Genomic DNA, 21,121 nt, shown 5'->3' with positions numbered 1-21,121 from the left:
TGAATGGAAAGCTTATGAATGGGGGAACAGTCGTAAAGGTTATTGGCGAATCTCAAAAAGTCCCATATTACACAGAACCCTTGGAAACTCCTATTGGAGTAACCAAGGGCTTAAAAGTCTACAGAAACGTTATGAATTCTTGCGTCATTTATCTTGATTGAACCGCCGTATACGGAACCGTACGTACGGTGGTGTGAGAGGACGGGGGTTAATCACCCCCTCCTACTCGATTGTTATTTCAATGCTTTTTCTTCTTCTGCTTTTTTCTTGAAATATTCTTCAGCTAACTTGTCAATTTCTTTTTTTAATTCTTCAACCATTTCGGATTCAGGGACTTTACGGACAATTTTCCCTTTTCTAAATAGCAGTCCTTCCCCACGAGCACCAGCAATCCCAATATCCGCTTCACGGGCTTCACCAGGTCCATTAACTGCACAGCCAAGGACAGAAACCTTTATTGGAGCTTTAATATTTTGTATATATTCTTCAACCTCATTTGCAATCTTAATGAGGTCAATTTCAATACGGCCACAAGTTGGACAGGATATTAAGGTAGCAGCATTGGAAGAAAGACCAAATACTTTTAACAGTTCTCGGGCAACTTTTACTTCTTCCACAGGGTCGGCACTTAATGAGATCCGAAGAGTATTTCCTATTCCCTTACTAATTATTGCTCCAAGTCCTGCCGCACTTTTTACGGTTCCGGAAAATAATGTACCAGACTCTGTAATTCCTAAATGTAAAGGATAGTCAAAAGTGCGAGCGGCTTTTTCATATGCCTCAATGGCAAGATTCACATCTGATGCTTTCATTGAAACAATAATATCGTGGAAATCTAAATCCTCAAGAATTTTGATATGATGAAGTGCGCTTTCAACCATACCATCAGAGGTAGGATAACCATATTTATCAAGAATTTTCTTTTCTAAAGAACCAGCATTAACTCCAATTCGAATCGGTATTCCTTTTTCTTTAGCAGCTTTTACAACTGCTTCAACCTTTTCTCTTTTTCCAATATTACCTGGGTTAATTCGGATTTTATCAGCTCCGCCTTCAATAGCTTTAAGAGCCAGTCTATAATCAAAGTGTATATCAACAACTAGAGGAATATTAATTCTTTTCTTAATTTCTGGGATGGCATTAGCTGCTCGTTCATCTGGACAAGCAACACGGACAATTTGGCAACCTGCTTCTTCTAGTCGTTTTATTTCTGCAACAGTTGCTTCTACATCATGTGTTTTTGTTGTTGTCATACTTTGTATAATTAATTCGTTGTTTCCGCCAATTGTTAAATTACCAACTTTAACAGGACGGGTTTTTGTTCGATGTATTATTTCACTCACGTGGAATTCTCTCCTTTAATGGATTGAAAAATATGGGTTAAAAGCAATACGACTTAATTGTATCAGTCCAGTTGTGATTTTGACAAGAATAAGGGTTAGCCTCATTATTTTGAGTAATCGGGAAAATGATATGTAGAGCCAATTTGAATTTCTTCTGGTTTTATTCCGGGATTTAACTGCTGAAAGTCTTTAATTAAATCAGAAATAGGGATTGGAAGAGGTTGATTTAAATGATGTTCCACGATTGTAATCACCGTTTCACCTGGATTCACTTTTGCTTGAAAAGAAGGTATGTCCGATTTAGGTTCTTTAGTATCCTCTATAGTTGATTCCACCGTTGTTTTCGAGACGGAAGGGATGGTTCCAACTGTCAGGTCAATAAAAATAACATATATAGTAAGGATTACTAAAATCAAACCTACTAACTTCTTCATCGGATAAGCCCCCTATTCTTAAAGATAGTTCATACGTATGCTTGTCCAACTATATGTAGAACAAAAAAAAGCAACGAACATCTTGAAAAGATGATCAGTTGCTTTGATTCTGTCTCGGTATTTCATTAATAGCTAATAATAACACGATTAAAACAACAATCCAATTAATAACGAAACCATTTGGTACTGTTGTTTTTAGTGCAGCCATGATCGTAAAAAATAGTGTTGGCAAGGTTTCACTGTAAGTAGCCATTCTCCAAAGGTGAGAATAATTGAGTTTTCTACCTAAAATGTTCGCTAATGCCAAGCCAATTAAAGCAACAATAGATATCTCAATAAACATGGATACAATTGCCATTAAATACATGATTACTCCCGTTAAGGGAATGATTATATTTTTTAGGCTTATGATATTGGTAATAAAATCATTAACTCCATCTTTTGATAATTCAAGACCCGGCATCATGGAATAGGAAGAAGTTTTCGTTTGCCCCCCTGCTGAAATAACAAATTCATCTTTTAAAAGTCCGATTGCATCTCCTTCATTGGCAATATCCGCATCGGAAATGGCTCCTGTTGGGTCCAGTACGAATGTCAATGAATTTTCTTTGATAATGACCGGTACTTCCGTGTCCGCAGTTAGTTCACCATTGCTTATAGAAAAGTCAGGTGTTTTATTCATGTATGTTTTCGTCATTTCAAGTCCTGTAGTAAATGCTGAACTAAAATAAATAATGGAAGGAATAATTGAAATGAGAGTTAATAGGAAGACATAAATAATGGTTTTTCCGATCCCTTGTAAACGAAATAAAGCAATATCCTTTGGAGAATAAATACTTTTAATAAATTGTTTAAAAATATTCATAGCAAACCACCTTCAAATAGTATTCATCACTCTATTGTATCTATTGAAGCAGTTCTGCACAAGAATCATTCATAGTTCTTTGGAATAGGTGTCCTATTTTGTACAATAAATAGATGAAGTCCCCATGCTTCCTTGGTATAATAAATAGGATTTTGAGGGATTTTATATTTGTTTAATGGGAGCATTTTATTTGATATCGATTACCGGTCTTTGGTAATCTTAAGAAGAAGCTTTAGAATTTTCTAAAACTCCAAAGGGGTTTTTAGCTACTAAAGCTGTGATTAAAATAATACATAGGAGGAATTTTTCATGGCTTTTGAATTACCAAAATTACCTTATGCAGAAGATGCTCTTGAACCACATTTTGACAAAGAAACAATGAATATTCACCACACAAGACACCATAACACATATGTTACTAATTTAAACAACGCACTTGCTGGCAATGAAGAATTGCTTTCCAAAACTGTGGAAGAATTAATTTCTAATTTGGATGCAGTGCCTGAAGCAATTCGTACTGCAGTTCGTAATAATGGTGGTGGCCATGCGAACCATTCATTGTTCTGGCAAATTCTTTCTCCTAACGGAGGCGGTGAACCAACAGGTGAATTAGCTGAAGCCATTAATAATAAATTTGGTAGCTTTGAAAAATTTAAAGAAGAGTTTACAAAAGCCGCTACTACTCGCTTCGGCTCTGGCTGGGCTTGGTTATCTGTAAACAATGGTGAGTTAGAGATTTCCAGCACGCCAAATCAAGATTCTCCATTAATGGAAGGTAAAACTCCAATTCTTGGTTTGGATGTATGGGAGCATGCATACTATTTAAAATATCAAAACAAACGTCCAGATTACATTGCTGCATTCTGGAATGTAGTTAATTGGGATGAAGTGGCTAAGCGTTACAGCGCTGCAAAATAATTATTAAATTTAAACAAATAAAGGCTGCCTCAAAAGGTCTATTAAAGGACTTTTTTGGGATCAGCCTTTTTTCTTTAGTTTTTTATTAAATAGGTAGAAGATCACTCCTTCACTTTTTTTATTTTTGAATAACACAAAGTTAAACAACAAGGTTGTACTAAAAGTTATACTTTGTGGATACCCTCTTTTATTTCCTCTAAAATTGAATAAGAACTCTTCTCTTGTTGAAGACTACTTTTTAAGAAAAAGGGGAGTTCTTTATGGCGAAAAAATTTAAGTTTTTAGGGGACGTTGAAATTACAAAGGATTTAACATTATTGTTGATCATTGGCGGTTTATACTCTTTGAGTGTGGCCCTTTCTAACACATTTGTTAACATCTATTTATGGAAACAAACGGGTGAATTTACTGATCTTGCGCTTTATAACCTATCGATTGTTGTCCTGCAACCGTTAACGTTTATTTTAGCAGGACGCTGGGCTAAAAAAATCGATAGGGTGATTGTATTAAGGATTGGAGTCATATTTTTGGCTCTGTTTTACGCTGCTGTCCTCATAACTGGAACGAATGCCTCATCCTATTTACTCCTCCTAGGAAGTTTATTGGGAATTGGCTATGGTTTTTATTGGCTTGCCTATAATGTCCTAACTTTTGAAATAACGGAGCCAGAGACAAGAGATTTTTTTAATGGATTTTTAGGGATTCTTTCTTCTTTTGGAGGAATGATTGGCCCAATTGCTGCTGGCATTATTATTACAAAATTTGAAAAATTTACTGGTTATACAATTATCTTCGGTTTATCACTTGGATTATTTGCTCTTGCCGTATTGTTAAGCTTTTCGTTAAAGCGAAGGCCTGCAAAAGGAAAGTATTGTTTTAAGAGAATTATTGAAGAAAGAAAACAAAATGAAAATTGGCGTCTTGTGACAAATGCTCATTTTTTTCAAGGGCTTAGAGAAGGAACGTTTTTGTTTGTTATTTCTGTATTTGTATATATTGCAACAGGTAGTGAAATGGCTTTAGGAACCTTTGGATTATTAAATTCAGGAATATCGTTCATCGCTTATTATTTTGCTTCAAGATATATTAAGAAATCTTTTCGAAAAAAAGCCATTCTTATCGGCGGGATCTTACTTTACGCTGCTGTTTTGTTAATTGTTTGGGATGTCAGTTATGTTAAACTGTTAATTTATGCTGGAACAATTGCTATTGCCTACCCGCTCCTACTCGTCCCATATAATTCAACAACATATGATGTAATTGGGATTGGTTGGAAAGCTGCTGAAATGAGAATAGAATATATTGTTGTCCGGGAAATATTTTTAAATTCAGGAAGGATTGTTTCGATCCTCGCCTTTTTAGCGGCAGTTACATTATTTAATGAGGAAAAAAGTATACCGATCCTATTATTGCTACTTGGTGCTGGACATACATTGATATATTTATTTATAAAAAGAGTGCAGTTGCCAGTTACATAATGCGATGTGCATTTTTGCTCATCGCATTTTTCTATGTAGATTTAGGGAGTTCAAGTTTTGTGATACTGGCAAGAGTTCCTCGTGGAAAAAATCATCTTATTCCTTTAAAATAGAAAAGGTTAAGTGTAGGGGAAGGTGGATTTTACCATGAATCGAAATAAAAAGAAGAAGCCACAGCTTCCGTTTCGGCTAAATATGTTATTTTTTATTGTGTTCTTATTATTTTCAATTCTCATTTTACGTCTGGGAGAACTACAGATTGTATTTGGCGAGGATTTTAAACGTGAGATTGAAAGGACAGAGGATATTACGGTAAGTAACCCTGTACCGCGAGGAAAAATCATTGACAGAAACGGCAATGTTATCGTAGATAATACTCCTTTAAACGCGATTATTTATACAAAATCAAAAGATACAACGAAAAAAGAAATGCTTGATACAGCAAAAAAATTAGCAAAATTGATTGATAAAGATATATCCAAAGTTCGTGAACGTGATAAAAAAGACCTTTGGATCACTCTCTATCCAGAAGAGGCAAAAGCTAAAATTAAGGACAAAGAGTGGGCTTTATTCAAAGAGAAAAAATTGGATGATAAAGATATATATAAGCTGCAACTCGAAAGAATTAATGATAAGGATTTAGCCAGATTAACCCATGACGACCTGGAAACATGGGCCATTTATATGGCTTTTAATAGTGGTTATGCATTAACCCCACAGATTGTAAAAAATAAAGATGTCACTCCAGAGGAATTTGCAGCAGTTAGTGAAAATTTGGAGAATCTTCCAGGTGTTGATACAACAACGGATTGGGAACGGGAATACGTGTTTGGTAAAACGTTAAAGTCTATCCTTGGGGATGTGTCTTCATCAGAATCAGGCTTACCAAAGGAGCAGCTTGATAAATATCTGGCACGTGATTATAGTCGAAATGATCGGGTTGGAAAAAGTTATCTTGAATTAAAATATGAAGATGTCCTGCGTGGAGAAAAGGCTAAGGTAAAAAACATTACAGATAAATCAGGAAAAGTATTATCTACTGAGGTTATTTCAGAAGGTAAGAGAGGAAAAGATCTTGTCTTAACTATTGATATGGAGCTACAGTCCCAGGTTGAAAAAATTATTGAGGAAGAAATGTGGAATGCGAAAAAAAGCTCCAATACCGGTCTCTTAGACCGAGCATTTGTTGTTTTAATGGATCCTCGAACAGGTGAAATCCTGTCACTGGCGGGCAGACAATTGGTCAAGGATAAAGAAACAGGAAAACTTGAAATGAAAGACTATGCCCAAGGTACTTTTACCAGCTCCTATAACGTCGGTTCTGTTGTTAAAGGTGCAACCATTTTGGCAGGATACCATTCTGGTGCCATAACGCCAGGAACAGTTTTATTGGATGAACCATTAAGAATAGCGGGTACACCTGTCAAATCTTCATGGAAAACGTTTGGCTCCATCAATGATTTAAGGGCTTTACAGGTATCATCTAACGTTTATATGTGGAAAACAGTGATTAAAATGGCTGGTGGACAATATATCCCTAATAAAGGGCTTCCTATTGATTATTCAGCATTTGACACACTAAGAAAATACTATAGTCAATTTGGACTTGGTATTCGAACTGGAATTGATCTTCCGAATGAAATGTCAGGTTTCCCAGGTTCAGCAAAGACTCCTGGTTTGCTTTTGGACTTGGCTATCGGCCAGTATGACACATATACACCAATTCAGGTTGCTCAATATGTTTCAACAATTGCAAATGGCGGTTATCGGGTTCAGCCACATATTGTAAAGGAAATTCGAGAACCGTTAATGGAAAATAATGAATTAGGACCTATTATTGAAGAAATTCAGCCAAAGGTTTTAAATCGTATTGATATGAAAGAGGAATGGATTAAGCGGGTACAAGAAGGATTCCGTATGGTAATGCAAGTTGGTGACGGTACAGGTGTGGGTCACTGGAAAAGCGCCTCTTATAATCCTGCAGGAAAAACGGGGACTGCTGAAGCTTTTTACGATGGTTCTGATAAATCAAAACGTGGAACAGAAGTGACGAACTTAAGTCTTGTTGCCTATGCACCATATGATAATCCGGAAATAGCAATGGCTGTAGTTGTCCCGTGGGCCTACCAGGGGCATAGCGGACCAAGTATCAATCACTTAATAGGCCGTCGTGTAATGGATGCTTATTTTGAATTAAAAAAGGGTGGCGAAAATACAACTGAAACTTCTACTGCGAATTAGAAGAGCTCAAATTTATAACAATATATACTAGTCCATTGTTAATATGCAAAACTTGTCTCAATTATGAGGCAAGTTTTTTTGTACTAAAAACATGAGAAATTTATCTTTTCGAATAGAAATTTACAAATTTTCAACATCCATTTACAAATGTTTAACACTAATTTCAAACCAGGTTAACAGTAATACTTTATTCTTAGTCTTGTAGGCCATATATGCCAACAAATAAAACGGAACTTTTAGGGGGAATTAAGGAATGAAAAGCTTTAAGAAATTAGCACTAACAGCCATGATGAGCGGAGTGCTAGCATTCACCACAGCCTGCAATGCACAAGAAACACAGAATAATAATGGTAAAAAAGTAGATGAAGAAGCAAAGCAGCTGCAAGGTGAAATTAAAATAGATGGTTCTTCCACAGTATTCCCAATTATGGAGGCAGTTGTTGAAGAGTATGGAATGGAGCAACCTGGCGTGAAGGTGTCTGTGGCATCTTCTGGGACAGGCGGAGGATTTGAAGCATTTATTACTGGTGAAACAGACCTAAGCAACGCTTCCAGGCCAATTAAAGATGAAGAAAAAGCCAAACTTGAAGAAAAAGGCATAGATTATACTGAATTAAAATTAGCATTTGACGGGCTTACTGTTGTTGTAAATAAAGAGAATGATTGGGTAGATTACCTTACGATCGACGAATTAAAGAAAATTTGGGTTGAAGATGGTACTGTGAAGAAGTGGTCTGACATTCGACCAGAATGGCCGGATGAGGAAATCAAGCTTTTCTCTCCTGGAACAGATTCTGGAACATACGATTATTTTGATGAAGTAGTTCTGGAAGGGCAACCATTAGCAGAAAAAGCAGCTCTTTCTGAAGATGATAATATTTTAGTTCAAGGCGTTAAAGGAGAAAAGAATGCGATTGGTTACTTTGGTTACGCTTATTATTTAGAAAATAAAAATAATCTAAAGGTGGTACCGATTGATGGAGGAAATGGTCCGGTTGAGCCAAATAATAAAACCATTGAATCTGGTGAATATGCACCACTTTCACGCCCATTATTCACCTATGTGAAAAACTCAGCAATTAAAGACAAAGAAGAGGTTTATCATTTTGTAAAATTTGTTTTAGAAAATGTCGCAGACTTATCTGAGGATGTGGGCTACGTGAAATTGCCTAAAGATGAATACAATAAACAGCTAGAAACATTAGAGGGGCTAAAATAATAAGTTGGAGTTCATACCCGATACAATATGAGAGGCCAATTTGAGCTTCTCATATTGTTATGTAATCGAAAGGGGTTATTGAATTGGCTAATCAAAATGTGAATTCTCTTTCCATCCAGAAATTAATTGAAGAGAAAAAAAAGCAAAATGCTGCTGGCATTATTGAAAAAATCATACCAATAGTTTTATTATCGGCAGCAGTGGTATCTGTATTAACAACAATTGGGATCGTTTTAACCTTAATTTTTGAAACAATCACATTCTTTCAATCGGTTTCGATTCTGGAATTTTTAACGACAAAAAAATGGTATCCATTTTCTGAGAATGAAGGGGCTTTTGGCATCCTTCCCTTGGTTTTAGGAACATTGAAGGTTACTTTTATTGCAATAATTGTAGCAATTCCAATTGGATTGACATCCGCTATCTATTTAAGTGAGTATGCTTCCGAACGTACTCGCAGGATAATTAAACCAATATTGGAAGTGTTGGCCGGAATTCCAACGATCGTTTATGGTTTTTTTGCCCTTACATTTGTAACTCCATTATTAAGGGAAATCATACCTGGGCTTGAATTATTTAATGCGTTGAGCCCGGGAATTGTTATTGGAATTATGATTACACCAATGATTGCGTCACTTTCTGAAGATGCGTTAGTCTCCGTCCCAAATTCTATGCGTGAAGGAGCTTTTGCTCTTGGATCGACAAAATTTGAAGTAGCTTTAAAAGTGGTTCTTCCGGCTGCGATCTCTGGCATTATTTCTTCAATTGTATTGGCCATTTCCCGTGCAATTGGTGAAACAATGATCGTAGCGATAGCTGGAGGATCTACACCAAACGTTGATTGGAATGTAACAAACTCGATCCAAACGATGACTGCTTATATTGTACAAGTTAGTCAAGGGGATGCTGGTTATGGGACGACTATTTATTACAGCATCTATGCTGTCGGGATGACACTTTTTATTTTTACACTAATTATGAACTTGATTGCTCAATATATCTCTCGCCGGTTTAGGGAGGAATATGAATGAATTTTATTGATCATGAATCACTATTTGCACGAATGAAAGCAAGATTAAAAGTTAACCTATTTGCTAAAATCCTATTTTTTGCTGCAATGATGTTCGGATTATTCATTTTAGGAGTACTATTATATCGAATTTTTTCACAGGGGATAGGTTACTTAGATTTACAGTTTTTACAAAGTCTTCCCTCTAGGAAGCCAGAGCAAGCAGGTGTATATACAGCCTTGATTGGCTCAGTTTTGTTAATGGCAGTTGTAGCACCTGTTTCGTTATTGTTGGGGGTAGCGACAGCCATTTATCTAGAAGAATATGCAAAGGACAATCGTTTCACTGCATTTATTAAAGTAAATATATCAAATTTGGCAGGTGTGCCATCCATTGTTTTCGGTTTACTGGGACTAACCGTTTTTGTTCGTGCTTTAGCATTAGGGACAAGTGTCCTTGCAGCCGGTCTTACAATGAGTTTGCTAGTTTTACCTATTATTATTGTTGCGGCTCAGGAAGCACTAAGAGCTGTACCTGTTTCATTAAGGGAAGCATCCTATGCTATGGGGGCTACTAAATGGCAAACGATTGTAAGAATTGTGCTTCCTGCATCAATATCTGGAATCTTGACAGGAGGGATATTGGCCTTATCCCGTGCAATTGGTGAAACGGCACCACTGGTCGTACTTGGATTACCATTATTTCTTGCCTATTTACCCAAATCTATTTTTGATATGTTTACTGTTTTACCAATGCAAATTTATAACTGGACCGGCCGTCCGCAAGAAGAATTTCATTCACTTGCGGCAGCAGGAATTATTGTGTTACTGATCCTTTTATTGTTTATGAATTCCCTAGCGGTATTAATAAGAAATAAATTTCAAAAGCGATATTAATTTTTATTCAACAAGGAGGCCGTTATATGACGATCACTCTGGTTTCTCCACAGATAGAAGTGAGGAAAATGGATTCCACACAAGAAAAAAATATTGTGTATCAAACAAGTCAATTAAATTTATGGTATGGTGAAAAACATGCTCTAAAAAATATCAATCTAGATATTTTGGAAAATGAAGTAACAGCCATAATTGGGCCATCCGGCTGTGGGAAATCGACATATATAAAAACATTGAATCGAATGATTGAATTAGTTCCAGGTGTGAAAACTACTGGTGAAATTCTTTACCGTAACAGAAATATCCTTGATCGATCTTATCAAGTTGAAGAACTGCGTACAAAGGTTGGAATGGTATTTCAAAAACCTAATCCATTTCCAAAATCCATATATGAAAACGTGGCTTATGGACCCAAAATTCATGGTATTCGTGATAAAAAAGTATTGGAGCAAATCGTTGAAAAGAGCTTAAGAAACGCGGCTCTTTGGGATGAGGTAAAAGATCGTTTAAATCATCATGCGTATAGTTTATCTGGTGGACAGCAGCAACGTCTATGCATTGCCCGCTGTCTTGCGATTGAACCGGATGTCATTTTAATGGATGAACCAACTTCGGCTCTCGATCCAATTTCCACCTTAAAAGTAGAAGAGCTTGTCATGGAATTAAAGAAGGAATATAGCATTATCATTGTAACTCATAACATGCAGCAAGCTGCCCGTATTTCAAATAAAACAGCTTTCTTTTTAAATGGAGAAGTCATTGAATTTGCCCCAACAAGTAAAATATTTTCCAATCCTAAGGATAAGAGAACAGAAGATTATATTACAGGGAGATTTGGATAATGGGGTGAGGGTATGTCTATACGATCTCATTTTGACAAAAATTTAGCCCAATTAAAACAAATGTTAGTAGATATGGCTTCCCAGTCCGAAAATGCGATTAAAGAGGCTATGTTCTCATTTTTTAATCAGGATATGAAAAAGGCAAAACAGGTCATTGCCCGTGATTATGAAATTGATGAAATGGAACAGGAAATTCATAATAAAGCACTTCAGCTCATAACCAGAGAATCTCCTGTGGCTAAAGATCTTCGCAAAATTAATGTTGCCATCAAAGTTTCTTCTGAAATCGAGCGTATTGGGGATATGGCGGTAAATATTGCAAAATCGGTCATTCAGATCGGGAAGGAAAAGCCTGTAAAAGAATTTGGGGATATTCTGAAGATGATGGAATTATCTTTAGATATGGTTAGGGATGCTTTAACAGCCTATTATACGGAAGATATTAGCATTGCCTATCAATGTGCTGAAAAGGATGATGAGGTTGATCAAACATTTGGGAAATTAGTTCAGAAGTTCCTTAGTTATACTCCACAAGACCCAAACGGGATGAATCAGATCATTCAATTAGCTTTTGTGTGCAGATTCATTGAAAGAATTGCTGACCATTCCACGAATATTGCTGAAAATGTTATTTTTCTTGAGACTGGTGAACGAAAAAATTTAAATGCTTAGACAATTTTTTTCAGAAAATGATCCACTTTGGATCATCTTTTTTTTCGTATCATGGCAATTGTCGATTTCTGTAATAAATAATTTGATATAAGTGACTTTAAAAAATTTATTTGTAGTTAAACAATGATGCTATCGTAATTAGCAAAATCCGACAATTTGCGTTTATTGTGAACATCATAATCTGATGGTACGATTAAATTAATAGTTAATGGAATAATTTGTTCTTTATAGCATATACTGATTGTTTGCAGAATGGGAGGAAGTTATGATCCAAGAAATGCCAATAAAGGGTGAACTGAAGGCGAAACTGGTAACACCGCAAAAAATGTTTCTCTACTGGGATGCTTCGGACATTCCAAAAAAGATTATTCAATCATTTTTTCATTTAAATTTCGATAAGTTAGTTCCTATTGTAAGGATTTATGATGTAACCGAAATTATTTTTAACGGAAAAAATGCTCATCATTTTTATGAGGTTTCCATTTCTTATCAACAAGGATTTTGGTTTATTAAAGGATTGACGGCTAACAGAAGTTATGTCGCTGAACTGGGGGTATATGTTTCTGAAACATCATTTTTTCCAATATTTAGATCTACCTGTATTCACACGCCCTCAGCGGATATTCCCCTCTCTAATGAACTCTATCAAGATGTTTTGCAATTTAAGCGCTATGAAGAAGAACCACCTAAGTGGAGAGATTACGTAAGCACCTATAGTTATTATGTGGAAAAAAATAGGCCGGAGGAGAACAATGCCTAAATTAGTCGCTCATCAAGCTGATACTCAGTCAAAACTTATGGAGGGATGGCAATTAAAAATTCTAATGCTTAGCTGGGAATATCCTCCTAATATTGTTGGTGGTCTTTCTAAGCATGTTAGTAGTTTAGCCGTTCAATTGGCCAAGCTTGGTCATGAAATTCATATTTTGACTGCGGGAAACCGACATTTGCCATCTTTTGAAGAGATAAATGGTGTTAAGGTTCATCGAGTGACTCCACTTAACTATCAAGATGATTGTTTTTTATCGTGGATTGGTGGATTAAACTTAGCAATGGCATTTAAAGCGGAAAGTCTCGTAAAGGAATTCACTTTTGACTTGATACATGCCCATGATTGGTTAGTAGGGGCAGCGGCTTTAGTATTGAAGGATGTTTTATCCATTCCTCTTTTGAGTACTATTCATGCCACTGAACATGGTAGAAATAACGGGATCTATACAGAAATGCAAAAATTTATTCATGAAAAAGAACGAGATTTAATTATCGGTTCAGATCAACTTATTGTTTGTAGTCAATATATGAAAGAACAACTTCTTACCGTTTTTCAGGCAACTGAAGAAAATATCATCATTATTCCAAATGGTGTGGAACCTCCGGAAACGTTTTCGAAAATAGAAGATTGGATTCCGAAACTCAAAAATAAGAAGTATATTTTTTCAATCGGGAGGATGGTAAAGGAAAAGGGATTCGAAACTATAATTGAAGCAGCAGCTTTGGCGAAAGAACAAGGGTTTGACTACACGTTCATCATCGCTGGTAAGGGACCAATGCTTGATACATTTCGTCGGGTGACAGTAGAAAGAGGGTTGGAAAATCATGTTTCATTTATTGGTTATATTACAGAAGAGCAAAAAAATGCACTGATTTCAGGATGTATGGCGGCTGTTTTTCCAAGTCTTTATGAACCATTTGGTATTGTGGCACTCGAAACATTGATTCAAGGAAAACCGACGATTGTTGCAAATACTGGAGGATTGAAAGGTATTATAAAGCATTTACAAACTGGCTTGTTGATGAATCCCGGCGATGAAAAAAGCTTATTGGAACAAATCCATTTTTTAAGTAAACATCTACATATCGCTAATCAAATAGGCGCTAAAGGAATGGAAATGGTTGAAAGTTTGTACAGATGGAATCGGATTGCAGCTGATACGAGTACAGTGATGGAAGACACAGTTTTGAATAGCCGCATAAAAGAGCGTTAGTTCAAATCATTGAAAATAAGGTGGATGAAGATGAATTTAAAAGTACCACAAAATATATATCCTCTTAGTCGCCAGTCCGCAATTGATCAACTCGAGTTCGTTCCAGGTATTTGGGTGAATGGAAAATATTATTGGATGCATAATAGTTCGGAGAAAGTTATATTCGAAGAAGAGTTAATAATAAAAGTGAAACTCGAATTAATCCATTCAAAAATTCGTTTTTCAAGTATCTATGTTAGTAGTCATTCGGTGCACCCAAAAGAGATAAAGGTTTTGGGGATGTATTATTTTTCTAATGTAAATCAGGATCATTTAGCATTTATTTCACCTACTGACAAAAAGATTTTTCATATTAGCAAAAATAATATTTTTCTAGTGAATGCACAGTTTAAAGGGGAGCTGCTAAAAGAGTATACAACAGTTCCGGTATGGAGTGCGTATACGGATCAAATTTGGAGCTCTGTTCCAGCTGGAACTCTTAAATATCAGCCCATGGCAAAAGGGCCAGCCGCCAGTATACTAGCTGTAAAAATGACTATACATTCAAGAGAAACTTGCAAATTGAATAGTTGGACCATCAGTGGTTCAAATAAAAATGAATTACTCTCCATGGAGCAAGCTCTTTTAAAAAACCCACTAGCATTTCCTTTTGAAAAATGATATTATAGAAAAGTCGTATGAACGAACTAGCTTAATCGTTTGGAGGGAAATAAACATGCGTGTAAATATTACTTTAGCTTGCACTGAATGTGGAGAGCGTAACTATATTTCAACTAAAAATAAGCGCAATAACCCAGATCGTCTTGAGCTTAAGAAATATTGCCCAAGAGAAAAGCGCACAACTTTACACCGTGAAACAAAATAAACAGCAGGGCTTTCCTGCTGTTTTTTTGTATATTAGGAGGTAAAAAACGATGTTTGATAAACACTCTATCAGAAACAAAATGAAGGAAACACTCTCCAAAATTTCTAAACCTCTTTATGAAGATTATTCTTATAAAATTGCCTCTAAATTGTATAAAGAGGAAGAATGGGTACAGGCACAAACTGTGGGTGTTACGGTTTCAAGAATGCCAGAGGTGGATACATATCAAATTATTCGTAAAGCATGGGAACAAGGGAAACAAGTCGTTGTTCCAAAATGCTATCCAAAAGAGAAAAAATTATCTTTTCGGATATTAACTGAATTTTCTCAGTTGGAATCAGTTTATTATGGCTTATTGGAGCCCATTGTGGAAAAGACAGAAGAGGTAGGTCCGAATGAGATTGATTTATTAATTGTTCCGGGTTTAGCCTTTACAAAAGCTGGTTATCGGATTGGGTTTGGTGGTGGATATTATGATCGATTTTTAACAAATTATCATGGGAAAACTATTTCTCTCGCATTTAATGAGCAGATCATTCCCGATTTCCCTGTCGAGCCATTCGATTATCCTGTAGGAAAAATCATTACGATTGATGAGGTTATAAAACCTTTATGATGGAACCTATTTTCATAATATTAATGATCTTCCTTACAGGCTTTGTAGGTTATTTATTTAAGTTATTAAATAGTTCTGGTTCACTAGCTGCGATAGCTGTAGGTTTAGCGGTATTTATAGGAGTAGGAATTAAGGGCTTACTTCTGTTAGGTATTTTCTTTATTACATCAAGCTTTTGGTCTGCATATAAAAGATCAGTCAAACAATCAGTAGAGAAGAAATTAGCAAAGGGTGCAACAAGGGATTGGCGCCAAGTACTAGCAAATGGTGGAGCGGCTGGTCTTTTTAGTTTGCTATTTTATTTTTACCAAGATAACGCCTGGTTAATTGGCTTTGCATGTTCTCTAGCAAGTGCCAATTCAGATACTTGGGCCTCCGAAATTGGAAGTCTAAGCAAAAAGAATCCAGTATTTATTCGAACATTTAAACGGGTTGAAAAAGGTACTTCAGGTGCGGTTAGTTTATTAGGGAATACAGCGGCTCTTATGGGATCACTGCTTATGGCAGCAATGAGCTTTTGGTTTTTTCGGCTAGACATAATCGTTGGTTTATTGATATTTCTTTTTGGTTATGTTGGTAATTTAATCGATACCATTATTGGTGCTTATTTTCAGCAGGTTTATCGTTGCAGTCAATGTGGGCTCGAAACTGAAAAAATGTGGCATTGCCAAAGGCCCACTAAGAGGATAAAAGGATTCTCCTTAATAGATAATGATATGGTTAATTTTCTATCGGGCTTACTAGTGTCTATCATTGCTATATTAGTTATCCCATCGTAAAATCCATTGTTTTTTGGATAAAAAATGACCATCATCACAAAATAAAGTTAGGAGGGATGATTATGTCACGAATCTTAACTACTATTATGATGATTGGTTCAATAGTATATTTGGTATTCCGTTACAGATATCGTTTACTGAATCTGTTGCTCGCATCTGTTTGGATGCGCCGTCTTGCAGTTAGTTCAGTAATGAAATTTCCTGTTATAAGGAGAAAAATGATGCAATCGGTTTTTGGAGGACCATCTGAATGGTAATACCACAGATGGTTTTTTTTGACAAAAAAGATTACCTTGAGGACGTTTTTAGCATACGTTATACTTTTGATGTAATCAGTTACATTCTCCATTAATAGAATTAAGGGGATTAAAAAATGAAAACGATTTATGATATCCAACAATTATTAAAAAGATTCGGAACGGTTATTTATATTGGAGACCGAGTGGCTGACCTTGAATTGATGGAGGAAGAGTTAAAGGAATTATACAAATCACAGCTAATTGAAACAAAGGACTATCAAACGGCATTGCTAATTTTACGACAAGAAATACAAGCACTAAAAGAAATGAGAAAAATTTAAAGATTGGGTGAGGAGAATGTCAAATCAATGGATTGCTGGGGTAGATTTAGGCGGTACAACCACTAAAATCGCATTTATTTCAATGGATGGGGATATCCTTCATAAATGGGAAATACCGACTGATCATTCAAATGAAGGCCAGTATATTACATCTAATATTGCAACATCTATCATGGAGAAATTAGAGGAATTAGGTCAATCCAAGACTGTTTTAGCTGGCGTCGGAATGGGAGCTCCTGGTCCGATTGATTATGAAACAGGTGTCATCTTAAATGCTGTAAACTTAGGATGGAGAGATAATTTTCCACTAAGGGACAGCCTTGAGTCACTACTGTCACTACCAGCAGCTGTTGAAAATGACGCTAATTGTGCAGCATTGGGCGAAATGTGGCAAGGAGCAGGAAATGGTGCAAAAAACCTTGTTTGTGTCACATTAGGCACTGGCGTTGGCGGGGGAGTGATCGCAAATGGAAACATTGTCACTGGAGTAAATGGTGCAGCTGGGGAAATTGGTCATATTACAACCCTTCCAGTTGGCGGGGCTCCTTGCAATTGTGGAAAAACAGGCTGTCTAGAAACGATTGCTTCTGCGACGGGGATCGTTCGTTTAGCGGTAGAAGAAATGAATAAACCTAATTCAAAAGGGGAATTGACAGATATTTTCAATCGAAGCAAAAAAATAACGGCAAAGGATGTAATTGATTCAGCTAGAAACGGGGATCCAATAGCGGTCAAAGTTTTAAATGAGGTGGCTTTCCATTTGGGATTGGCCTTAGCTAATATAGCAAATACCCTGAATCCGGAAAAAATCGTTCTTGGAGGCGGCGTTTCAAAGGCTGGTAAAATTCTTTTGGATTCCGTTCAAGACTATTTCGATAAGTTCGCATTTCCTCCTGTAAAAAACTCTACTAAACTTGCTCTTGCAACATTGGGAAATGATGCAGGCGTTTTAGGTGCTGCCTGGTTGATAAAAAATAAATTAATTGGATAATGTTTAACAAAAACCTGTTTCATAACAGGTTTTTTTCTTTAAAGGTAAGAAAGTAAAATTCGTAAACTTTCCTTCTATAAAAAAAGACTGTCTATAGACAGTCTTAGTGTGTACCAGTAGGGTAACCAGAATTAATGAAGGTCATAACTGTAAACCATCCGAAAACTGCGAATGATGCTAACCCCCAAAATGCACCTAAAAGATTTTTATTTTTTAATGCACTGAATGTACCATATCCAGCTAGTAGAGTCACTAACGCAAAAATAATAACCAATCCCATGAATAGTCCCCCTTTTTTGTTAGTTGCAAATCGTTTAATCCTACTGTAGACCATTATGTATCATATTATTTACAATCCTTTATTATTTTATATTTTTTTCTCTCGTTTGTCGAGGGTAAAAAAGATGTTGATATTATAAGCTTTAGCAATATTTTGCATTAATTCTTTGTTATGTAATTCAATGAAAAAAATATTTTTGTCATTTTCAGATGTTGCCAATACTAAATGCTCCTCGAATTGGTACTTTGCCATTAAGAGTTCATTTTTATTTTTACCTGTTATGTAAAACGAAACCAAATCATCTGTAAGAATACAATATGTATCACTATCAAGCTGAATTGCATACTCTTCAAAGTATGGGCCTTTCGTTCCTTCGGAAACAATTTGTGCTAGATGAAGATGTTCAAACAAATCGGTAGTATGCAAAATTTCTTTTGCGAGTAATGCTTCTTCCCTTTGTAGATATATAAACATATTATTTGAATGCCAATCAATAGCTGTTTCCGAAAATAGTAAATGAATCATTTCTGGAAATTGTTCGATTTCTGCTTTCGCTTCAACTGCAATCGCTGATTTCATCTTATTCAACCCTTTCAAACAAAGTGATTTCTTCTCTTAATCATAGGTAATGGTGTAAAATAATTGTAGCGCAATTAGTTTGGAGGTAAAAGAAATGAAATGGCAGCAAATACCTTTAGGAAATATTCAAACAAATTGTTACATAATAGAAGGCATGAATAAAACCTGCTTAATTGTGGATCCGGGCGATGAAGGGAATAAATTGATAAACCTTATAAAAAGCAAGGGGCTAACACCTTTGGCTATTCTGTTAACTCATGCTCATTTTGATCATATTGGTGCGGTTGATGACATTAGAAATACATACAAAATACCGGTTTATGTTCATAAGCAAGAGGAAAAATGGCTCGAAGACCCGATTCTTAATGCATCACAGTTTTTTCCATCCATTGAAACAGTAAAAATACATCCGGCTGATCATCTGATAACGGATGAAGGGGTTATGAAAATAGGAGATTTTGAATTTCAGGTTTTTCATACACCTGGTCATTCACCTGGTAGTGTATCCTATTATTTTGAGAAAGAAGGATTTGTGATTTCTGGGGATGCCTTATTTCAAGGGAGTATTGGCAGAACAGACCTACCAGGTGGTAATCAATCACAACTATTACAAAGCATCCATAACAAATTGCTAACCCTTCCAGAAGATACCTATGTGTTATCGGGACATGGTCCTATTACAACGATTATCGATGAAATGGATAGTAACCCTTTTTTAAATGGTTATTAAAATGGGTTTGAAAAAATTGTTTATCATAGAAAACTGATAAACGGGTCCAAATGAGTGGGCGGGTTATAAAATAAAGGAAGTCTCTTCTCATTGAGAAGAGACTTCCTGGGGGATGTTCTATTCATATAATGGGAGGGGATATTGTTAAGCTACTATACTAACAATATAATAAAGTTAACACTATGTCAATAGTGTTTAATCGTGAGGAGTTCTTATGATTTCTTATATACATCAATTAATCACCAATTCACCGAACCAATTGATTACATATGCCGATTTTATTTACGCCTCACTTTATCATCCTAAGTTTGGCTATTATATGAAAGATAGGCAAAAAATAGGAAAACAGGGGGATTTTATTACAACAAGTAATATTTCTGATATTTATGGCCGACAAATAGCAAAGTGGGCCTCCGCGATATACCAAAAAACTGGCCTCCCAGCTGTCTTCTGTGAAATAGGAGCCGGTAACGGTCGGTTTGCCGAGGCTTTTCTTCGTGAGTGGGAAGAATGTTCAAATGTACCATTAAAATATTATCTAGTGGAAACGAGTCCCTACCATCGAGAACAGCAAAGAGAATTACTAAGAAATAATCCAGCAATCGTTCAGTTTGAGTCTCTTAAAGAAATGGGACCGATCGAAGGAATTGTATTTTCCAATGAGCTTTTTGATGCACTGCCTGTGCATGTTATCGAAAAACATGACGACCGACTATTTGAAGTAATGATTGGAATAGATGAAAATGGACTTTATGAGAAAAAAATACCATTATCCAATCGATCGATTTTAACTTTTTTGCAAGAAAGCGGGATTACATTAATGGATAATCAACGGATTGAAGTTCCGTTAGCCATGGAGAATTTACTTTTTGACATTTCTCAAAATCTGATCAGTGGTTTGGTCGTGACAGCGGACTATGGCTATACAAATGAGGAATGGATGGATCTAAGAAGGATGGACGGAAGTTTAAGAGGATATTTCCAGCATAAAATGGTAGGAAATATTCTGCAAAACCCCGGGGAAATGGATATAACGACTCATATTCATTTTGATTCTTTTATTCAAAAAGGGGAAAAAGTGGACTTGCAATTTGTAACAAAGCTGAGACAGGATGAATTTTTGATAAAAACTGGAATTCTTCAGGAATTAGAAAATCATTACGATCCTAATCCTTTTTCAGAAATTAGCAAGCGAAACAGGGCGATACGAAGTTTAATTATGCCTTCCGGAATAAGTAGTTTTTTTCATATCATTATTCAACAAAAACAGCTAACTGTCTCTGAAGAACAATTATTTAATATAAAATAATGAAAAAAACGCCGAAATATTGACGGCGTTTTTTTAATGAAAAGATTTAGAGTACAACTTTTCGGTTCGCGCCAGCCAATTTTCATCTTAAGCAACTTCCTGTTTAATAAAACAACCATTCATTAAAAAATGGTAATGATTGTTCAGTTCAAGTCACTTTCCCTTCAATGTCCATCCTGTAGGGATTGATATAAGGTTAGGCGCTTTCTTTTTACTTATTAATGTCCACCGGCTCCACCAAGCGGCATCATAAACGTAGTCCAATATGTGAAACCAGCGAAGAATATAGTTAAATATGCTCCGAACACATACATGTACATACGTTCAGAAAGTTTTAGATAGCTAAGTAATACGAAAAATCCTGTTTGGGCTAAGAAAAGCATTGCTGTTTTATCCATGTCTCCAAGGTAGAACATGATTGTAAAAATGCCCGTCCAGAAACCACATACTCTGAACATGCGATCCATATGTATCCCTCCTTGTATCTCT

At 35.9% G+C, this 21,121-nt stretch carries 25 protein-coding genes and 1 pseudogene; 20 read left to right on the top strand and 6 right to left on the bottom strand.

What is annotated here, in order from left to right; translation table 11 throughout:
• Positions 1–157 (top strand): annotated as a pseudogene (locus GZA11_RS16665) (group II intron reverse transcriptase/maturase); the annotation flags it as partial.
• 76 nt (positions 158–233) lie between these two features.
• Here the strand turns inward: GZA11_RS16665 and ispG are convergent.
• The 3 genes from ispG to GZA11_RS06785 form a co-directional block, all read right to left on the bottom strand.
• Positions 234–1,334: a flavodoxin-dependent (E)-4-hydroxy-3-methylbut-2-enyl-diphosphate synthase gene (ispG, locus tag GZA11_RS06795; RefSeq protein ID WP_200878238.1), complete on the bottom strand. Its 1,101-nt coding sequence runs from the start codon at positions 1,332–1,334 to the stop codon at positions 234–236.
• Between the two features lie 113 nt (positions 1,335–1,447).
• Complete coding sequence (locus GZA11_RS06790; RefSeq protein ID WP_038536175.1) at positions 1,448–1,777, bottom strand: hypothetical protein; 330 nt, start codon at positions 1,775–1,777, stop codon at positions 1,448–1,450.
• Positions 1,778–1,871: 94 nt separating this feature from the next.
• The gene (locus GZA11_RS06785; RefSeq protein ID WP_163183273.1) at positions 1,872–2,642 is read right to left on the bottom strand and encodes a DUF1189 domain-containing protein; all 771 of its coding nucleotides are present in this window, start codon (positions 2,640–2,642) and stop codon (positions 1,872–1,874) included.
• Positions 2,643–2,951: 309 nt separating this feature from the next.
• Between GZA11_RS06785 and GZA11_RS06780 the strand changes: the two genes are divergently transcribed.
• The 17 genes from GZA11_RS06780 to GZA11_RS06700 all read left to right on the top strand — a co-directional run bounded on the left by GZA11_RS06780 (position 2,952) and on the right by GZA11_RS06700 (position 17,734).
• Entirely contained in the window at positions 2,952–3,560 is a 609-nt protein-coding gene (locus GZA11_RS06780; protein WP_038536170.1) for a superoxide dismutase, read from the top strand.
• A 260-nt stretch (positions 3,561–3,820) separates the two neighbouring features.
• Positions 3,821–5,038 carry an MFS transporter gene (locus tag GZA11_RS06775; protein ID WP_038536167.1) on the top strand — a complete coding sequence of 406 codons (1,218 nt, stop codon included), beginning with the start codon at positions 3,821–3,823 and terminating at the stop codon, positions 5,036–5,038.
• A gap of 147 nt (positions 5,039–5,185) precedes the next feature.
• Positions 5,186–7,279 carry a peptidoglycan D,D-transpeptidase FtsI family protein gene (locus GZA11_RS06770; protein ID WP_038536165.1) on the top strand — a complete coding sequence of 698 codons (2,094 nt, stop codon included), beginning with the start codon at positions 5,186–5,188 and terminating at the stop codon, positions 7,277–7,279.
• A 253-nt stretch (positions 7,280–7,532) separates the two neighbouring features.
• Positions 7,533–8,498, top strand: coding sequence for a PstS family phosphate ABC transporter substrate-binding protein (locus GZA11_RS06765; RefSeq protein WP_038536163.1), 966 nt, complete (start codon positions 7,533–7,535; stop codon positions 8,496–8,498).
• A gap of 83 nt (positions 8,499–8,581) precedes the next feature.
• Positions 8,582–9,529 (top strand): phosphate ABC transporter permease subunit PstC, encoded by a 948-nt coding sequence (gene pstC, locus GZA11_RS06760; protein ID WP_144242955.1) that lies wholly within the window; start codon positions 8,582–8,584, stop codon positions 9,527–9,529.
• A gap of 32 nt (positions 9,530–9,561) precedes the next feature.
• Positions 9,562–10,404 carry a phosphate ABC transporter permease PstA gene (pstA, locus tag GZA11_RS06755; protein ID WP_407938541.1) on the top strand — a complete coding sequence of 281 codons (843 nt, stop codon included), beginning with the start codon at positions 9,562–9,564 and terminating at the stop codon, positions 10,402–10,404.
• Between the two features lie 68 nt (positions 10,405–10,472).
• Positions 10,473–11,246, top strand: a complete 774-nt coding sequence (gene pstB / locus GZA11_RS06750; RefSeq protein WP_374717954.1) for a phosphate ABC transporter ATP-binding protein PstB — start codon at positions 10,473–10,475, stop codon at positions 11,244–11,246.
• Between the two features lie 12 nt (positions 11,247–11,258).
• Positions 11,259–11,918 carry a phosphate signaling complex protein PhoU gene (gene phoU, locus GZA11_RS06745; RefSeq protein ID WP_038536154.1) on the top strand — a complete coding sequence of 220 codons (660 nt, stop codon included), beginning with the start codon at positions 11,259–11,261 and terminating at the stop codon, positions 11,916–11,918.
• Positions 11,919–12,183: 265 nt separating this feature from the next.
• Positions 12,184–12,678, top strand: a complete 495-nt coding sequence (locus GZA11_RS06740; RefSeq protein WP_163183271.1) for a DUF4912 domain-containing protein — start codon at positions 12,184–12,186, stop codon at positions 12,676–12,678.
• On the top strand, positions 12,671–13,903 hold the full coding sequence (locus tag GZA11_RS06735) for a glycosyltransferase family 4 protein (RefSeq protein WP_163183270.1): 1,233 nt from the start codon (positions 12,671–12,673) through the stop codon (positions 13,901–13,903). Before GZA11_RS06740 ends, GZA11_RS06735 begins: the two co-directional genes overlap by 8 nt.
• 30 nt (positions 13,904–13,933) lie before the next feature.
• A complete protein-coding gene (locus GZA11_RS06730; protein ID WP_038536149.1) occupies positions 13,934–14,563 on the top strand; it encodes a hypothetical protein in 630 nt (209 codons plus the stop codon).
• Between the two features lie 55 nt (positions 14,564–14,618).
• The gene (gene rpmG / locus GZA11_RS06725) at positions 14,619–14,768 is read left to right on the top strand and encodes a 50S ribosomal protein L33 (RefSeq protein ID WP_038536147.1); all 150 of its coding nucleotides are present in this window, start codon (positions 14,619–14,621) and stop codon (positions 14,766–14,768) included.
• A gap of 49 nt (positions 14,769–14,817) precedes the next feature.
• Positions 14,818–15,384 (top strand): 5-formyltetrahydrofolate cyclo-ligase, encoded by a 567-nt coding sequence (locus tag GZA11_RS06720; protein ID WP_038536145.1) that lies wholly within the window; start codon positions 14,818–14,820, stop codon positions 15,382–15,384.
• Positions 15,381–16,163 carry a DUF92 domain-containing protein gene (locus GZA11_RS06715; RefSeq protein WP_163183269.1) on the top strand — a complete coding sequence of 261 codons (783 nt, stop codon included), beginning with the start codon at positions 15,381–15,383 and terminating at the stop codon, positions 16,161–16,163. Before GZA11_RS06720 ends, GZA11_RS06715 begins: the two co-directional genes overlap by 4 nt.
• Before the next feature lie 62 nt (positions 16,164–16,225).
• The gene (locus GZA11_RS06710; RefSeq protein WP_038536140.1) at positions 16,226–16,420 is read left to right on the top strand and encodes a hypothetical protein; all 195 of its coding nucleotides are present in this window, start codon (positions 16,226–16,228) and stop codon (positions 16,418–16,420) included.
• A 116-nt stretch (positions 16,421–16,536) separates the two neighbouring features.
• Positions 16,537–16,743 (top strand): YqgQ family protein, encoded by a 207-nt coding sequence (locus tag GZA11_RS06705; RefSeq protein ID WP_038536137.1) that lies wholly within the window; start codon positions 16,537–16,539, stop codon positions 16,741–16,743.
• A 16-nt stretch (positions 16,744–16,759) separates the two neighbouring features.
• On the top strand, positions 16,760–17,734 hold the full coding sequence (locus tag GZA11_RS06700; protein ID WP_163183268.1) for an ROK family glucokinase: 975 nt from the start codon (positions 16,760–16,762) through the stop codon (positions 17,732–17,734).
• Positions 17,735–17,837: 103 nt separating this feature from the next.
• On the opposite strand, the gene GZA11_RS06695 is transcribed toward GZA11_RS06700, so the two are convergent.
• Together GZA11_RS06695 and GZA11_RS06690 are read right to left on the bottom strand one after the other, a co-directional pair.
• Positions 17,838–18,014, bottom strand: coding sequence for a DUF2759 domain-containing protein (locus GZA11_RS06695; protein WP_038536131.1), 177 nt, complete (start codon positions 18,012–18,014; stop codon positions 17,838–17,840).
• A gap of 87 nt (positions 18,015–18,101) precedes the next feature.
• Positions 18,102–18,593: a hypothetical protein gene (locus GZA11_RS06690; RefSeq protein WP_163183267.1), complete on the bottom strand. Its 492-nt coding sequence runs from the start codon at positions 18,591–18,593 to the stop codon at positions 18,102–18,104.
• A gap of 94 nt (positions 18,594–18,687) precedes the next feature.
• On the opposite strand from GZA11_RS06690, the gene GZA11_RS06685 reads away from it, so the two are divergent.
• Positions 18,688–19,323 carry an MBL fold metallo-hydrolase gene (locus GZA11_RS06685; protein WP_163183266.1) on the top strand — a complete coding sequence of 212 codons (636 nt, stop codon included), beginning with the start codon at positions 18,688–18,690 and terminating at the stop codon, positions 19,321–19,323.
• Between the two features lie 214 nt (positions 19,324–19,537).
• Positions 19,538–20,632, top strand: coding sequence for a class I SAM-dependent methyltransferase (locus tag GZA11_RS06680; protein ID WP_163183265.1), 1,095 nt, complete (start codon positions 19,538–19,540; stop codon positions 20,630–20,632).
• 218 nt (positions 20,633–20,850) lie between these two features.
• Here GZA11_RS06680 and GZA11_RS06675 read toward each other — a convergent pair whose 3' ends face one another.
• Positions 20,851–21,099 carry a DUF2626 domain-containing protein gene (locus GZA11_RS06675; protein ID WP_038536121.1) on the bottom strand — a complete coding sequence of 83 codons (249 nt, stop codon included), beginning with the start codon at positions 21,097–21,099 and terminating at the stop codon, positions 20,851–20,853.
• Between the last annotated feature and the right edge of the window lie 22 nt (positions 21,100–21,121).

The organism is Neobacillus sedimentimangrovi (genome assembly GCF_010614825.1).
Classification (GTDB): Bacteria; Bacillota; Bacilli; order Bacillales; family Cytobacillaceae; genus Neobacillus; species Neobacillus thermocopriae.
The sequence above is the reverse complement of the archived record's forward strand: the minus strand, read 5'-3'. Positions and strand labels throughout refer to the sequence as shown.

Bases quoted from the DNA above. Each gene is read 5' to 3' on its own strand.
- GZA11_RS06715 (WP_163183269.1), top strand. From the start codon at position 15,381: ATGATGGAACCTATTTTCATAATATTAATGATCTTCCTTACAGGCTTT.
- GZA11_RS06765 (WP_038536163.1), top strand. From the start codon at position 7,533: ATGAAAAGCTTTAAGAAATTAGCACTAACAGCCATGATGAGCGGAGTG.
- GZA11_RS06720 (WP_038536145.1), top strand. From the start codon at position 14,818: ATGTTTGATAAACACTCTATCAGAAACAAAATGAAGGAAACACTCTCC.
- GZA11_RS06710 (WP_038536140.1), top strand. From the start codon at position 16,226: ATGTCACGAATCTTAACTACTATTATGATGATTGGTTCAATAGTATAT.
- GZA11_RS06785 (WP_163183273.1), bottom strand. From the start codon at position 2,642: ATGAATATTTTTAAACAATTTATTAAAAGTATTTATTCTCCAAAGGAT.
- GZA11_RS06705 (WP_038536137.1), top strand. From the start codon at position 16,537: ATGAAAACGATTTATGATATCCAACAATTATTAAAAAGATTCGGAACG.
- phoU (WP_038536154.1), top strand. From the start codon at position 11,259: ATGTCTATACGATCTCATTTTGACAAAAATTTAGCCCAATTAAAACAA.
- pstA (WP_407938541.1), top strand. From the start codon at position 9,562: ATGAAAGCAAGATTAAAAGTTAACCTATTTGCTAAAATCCTATTTTTT.
- GZA11_RS06770 (WP_038536165.1), top strand. From the start codon at position 5,186: ATGAATCGAAATAAAAAGAAGAAGCCACAGCTTCCGTTTCGGCTAAAT.
- GZA11_RS06730 (WP_038536149.1), top strand. From the start codon at position 13,934: ATGAATTTAAAAGTACCACAAAATATATATCCTCTTAGTCGCCAGTCC.
- GZA11_RS06680 (WP_163183265.1), top strand. From the start codon at position 19,538: ATGATTTCTTATATACATCAATTAATCACCAATTCACCGAACCAATTG.
- rpmG (WP_038536147.1), top strand. From the start codon at position 14,619: ATGCGTGTAAATATTACTTTAGCTTGCACTGAATGTGGAGAGCGTAAC.
- GZA11_RS06775 (WP_038536167.1), top strand. From the start codon at position 3,821: ATGGCGAAAAAATTTAAGTTTTTAGGGGACGTTGAAATTACAAAGGAT.
- GZA11_RS06780 (WP_038536170.1), top strand. From the start codon at position 2,952: ATGGCTTTTGAATTACCAAAATTACCTTATGCAGAAGATGCTCTTGAA.
- GZA11_RS06740 (WP_163183271.1), top strand. From the start codon at position 12,184: ATGATCCAAGAAATGCCAATAAAGGGTGAACTGAAGGCGAAACTGGTA.
- GZA11_RS06675 (WP_038536121.1), bottom strand. From the start codon at position 21,099: ATGGATCGCATGTTCAGAGTATGTGGTTTCTGGACGGGCATTTTTACA.
- GZA11_RS06700 (WP_163183268.1), top strand. From the start codon at position 16,760: ATGTCAAATCAATGGATTGCTGGGGTAGATTTAGGCGGTACAACCACT.
- GZA11_RS06735 (WP_163183270.1), top strand. From the start codon at position 12,671: ATGCCTAAATTAGTCGCTCATCAAGCTGATACTCAGTCAAAACTTATG.
- GZA11_RS06685 (WP_163183266.1), top strand. From the start codon at position 18,688: ATGAAATGGCAGCAAATACCTTTAGGAAATATTCAAACAAATTGTTAC.
- pstB (WP_374717954.1), top strand. From the start codon at position 10,473: ATGGATTCCACACAAGAAAAAAATATTGTGTATCAAACAAGTCAATTA.
- GZA11_RS06790 (WP_038536175.1), bottom strand. From the start codon at position 1,777: ATGAAGAAGTTAGTAGGTTTGATTTTAGTAATCCTTACTATATATGTT.
- GZA11_RS06695 (WP_038536131.1), bottom strand. From the start codon at position 18,014: ATGGGATTGGTTATTATTTTTGCGTTAGTGACTCTACTAGCTGGATAT.
- GZA11_RS06690 (WP_163183267.1), bottom strand. From the start codon at position 18,593: ATGAAATCAGCGATTGCAGTTGAAGCGAAAGCAGAAATCGAACAATTT.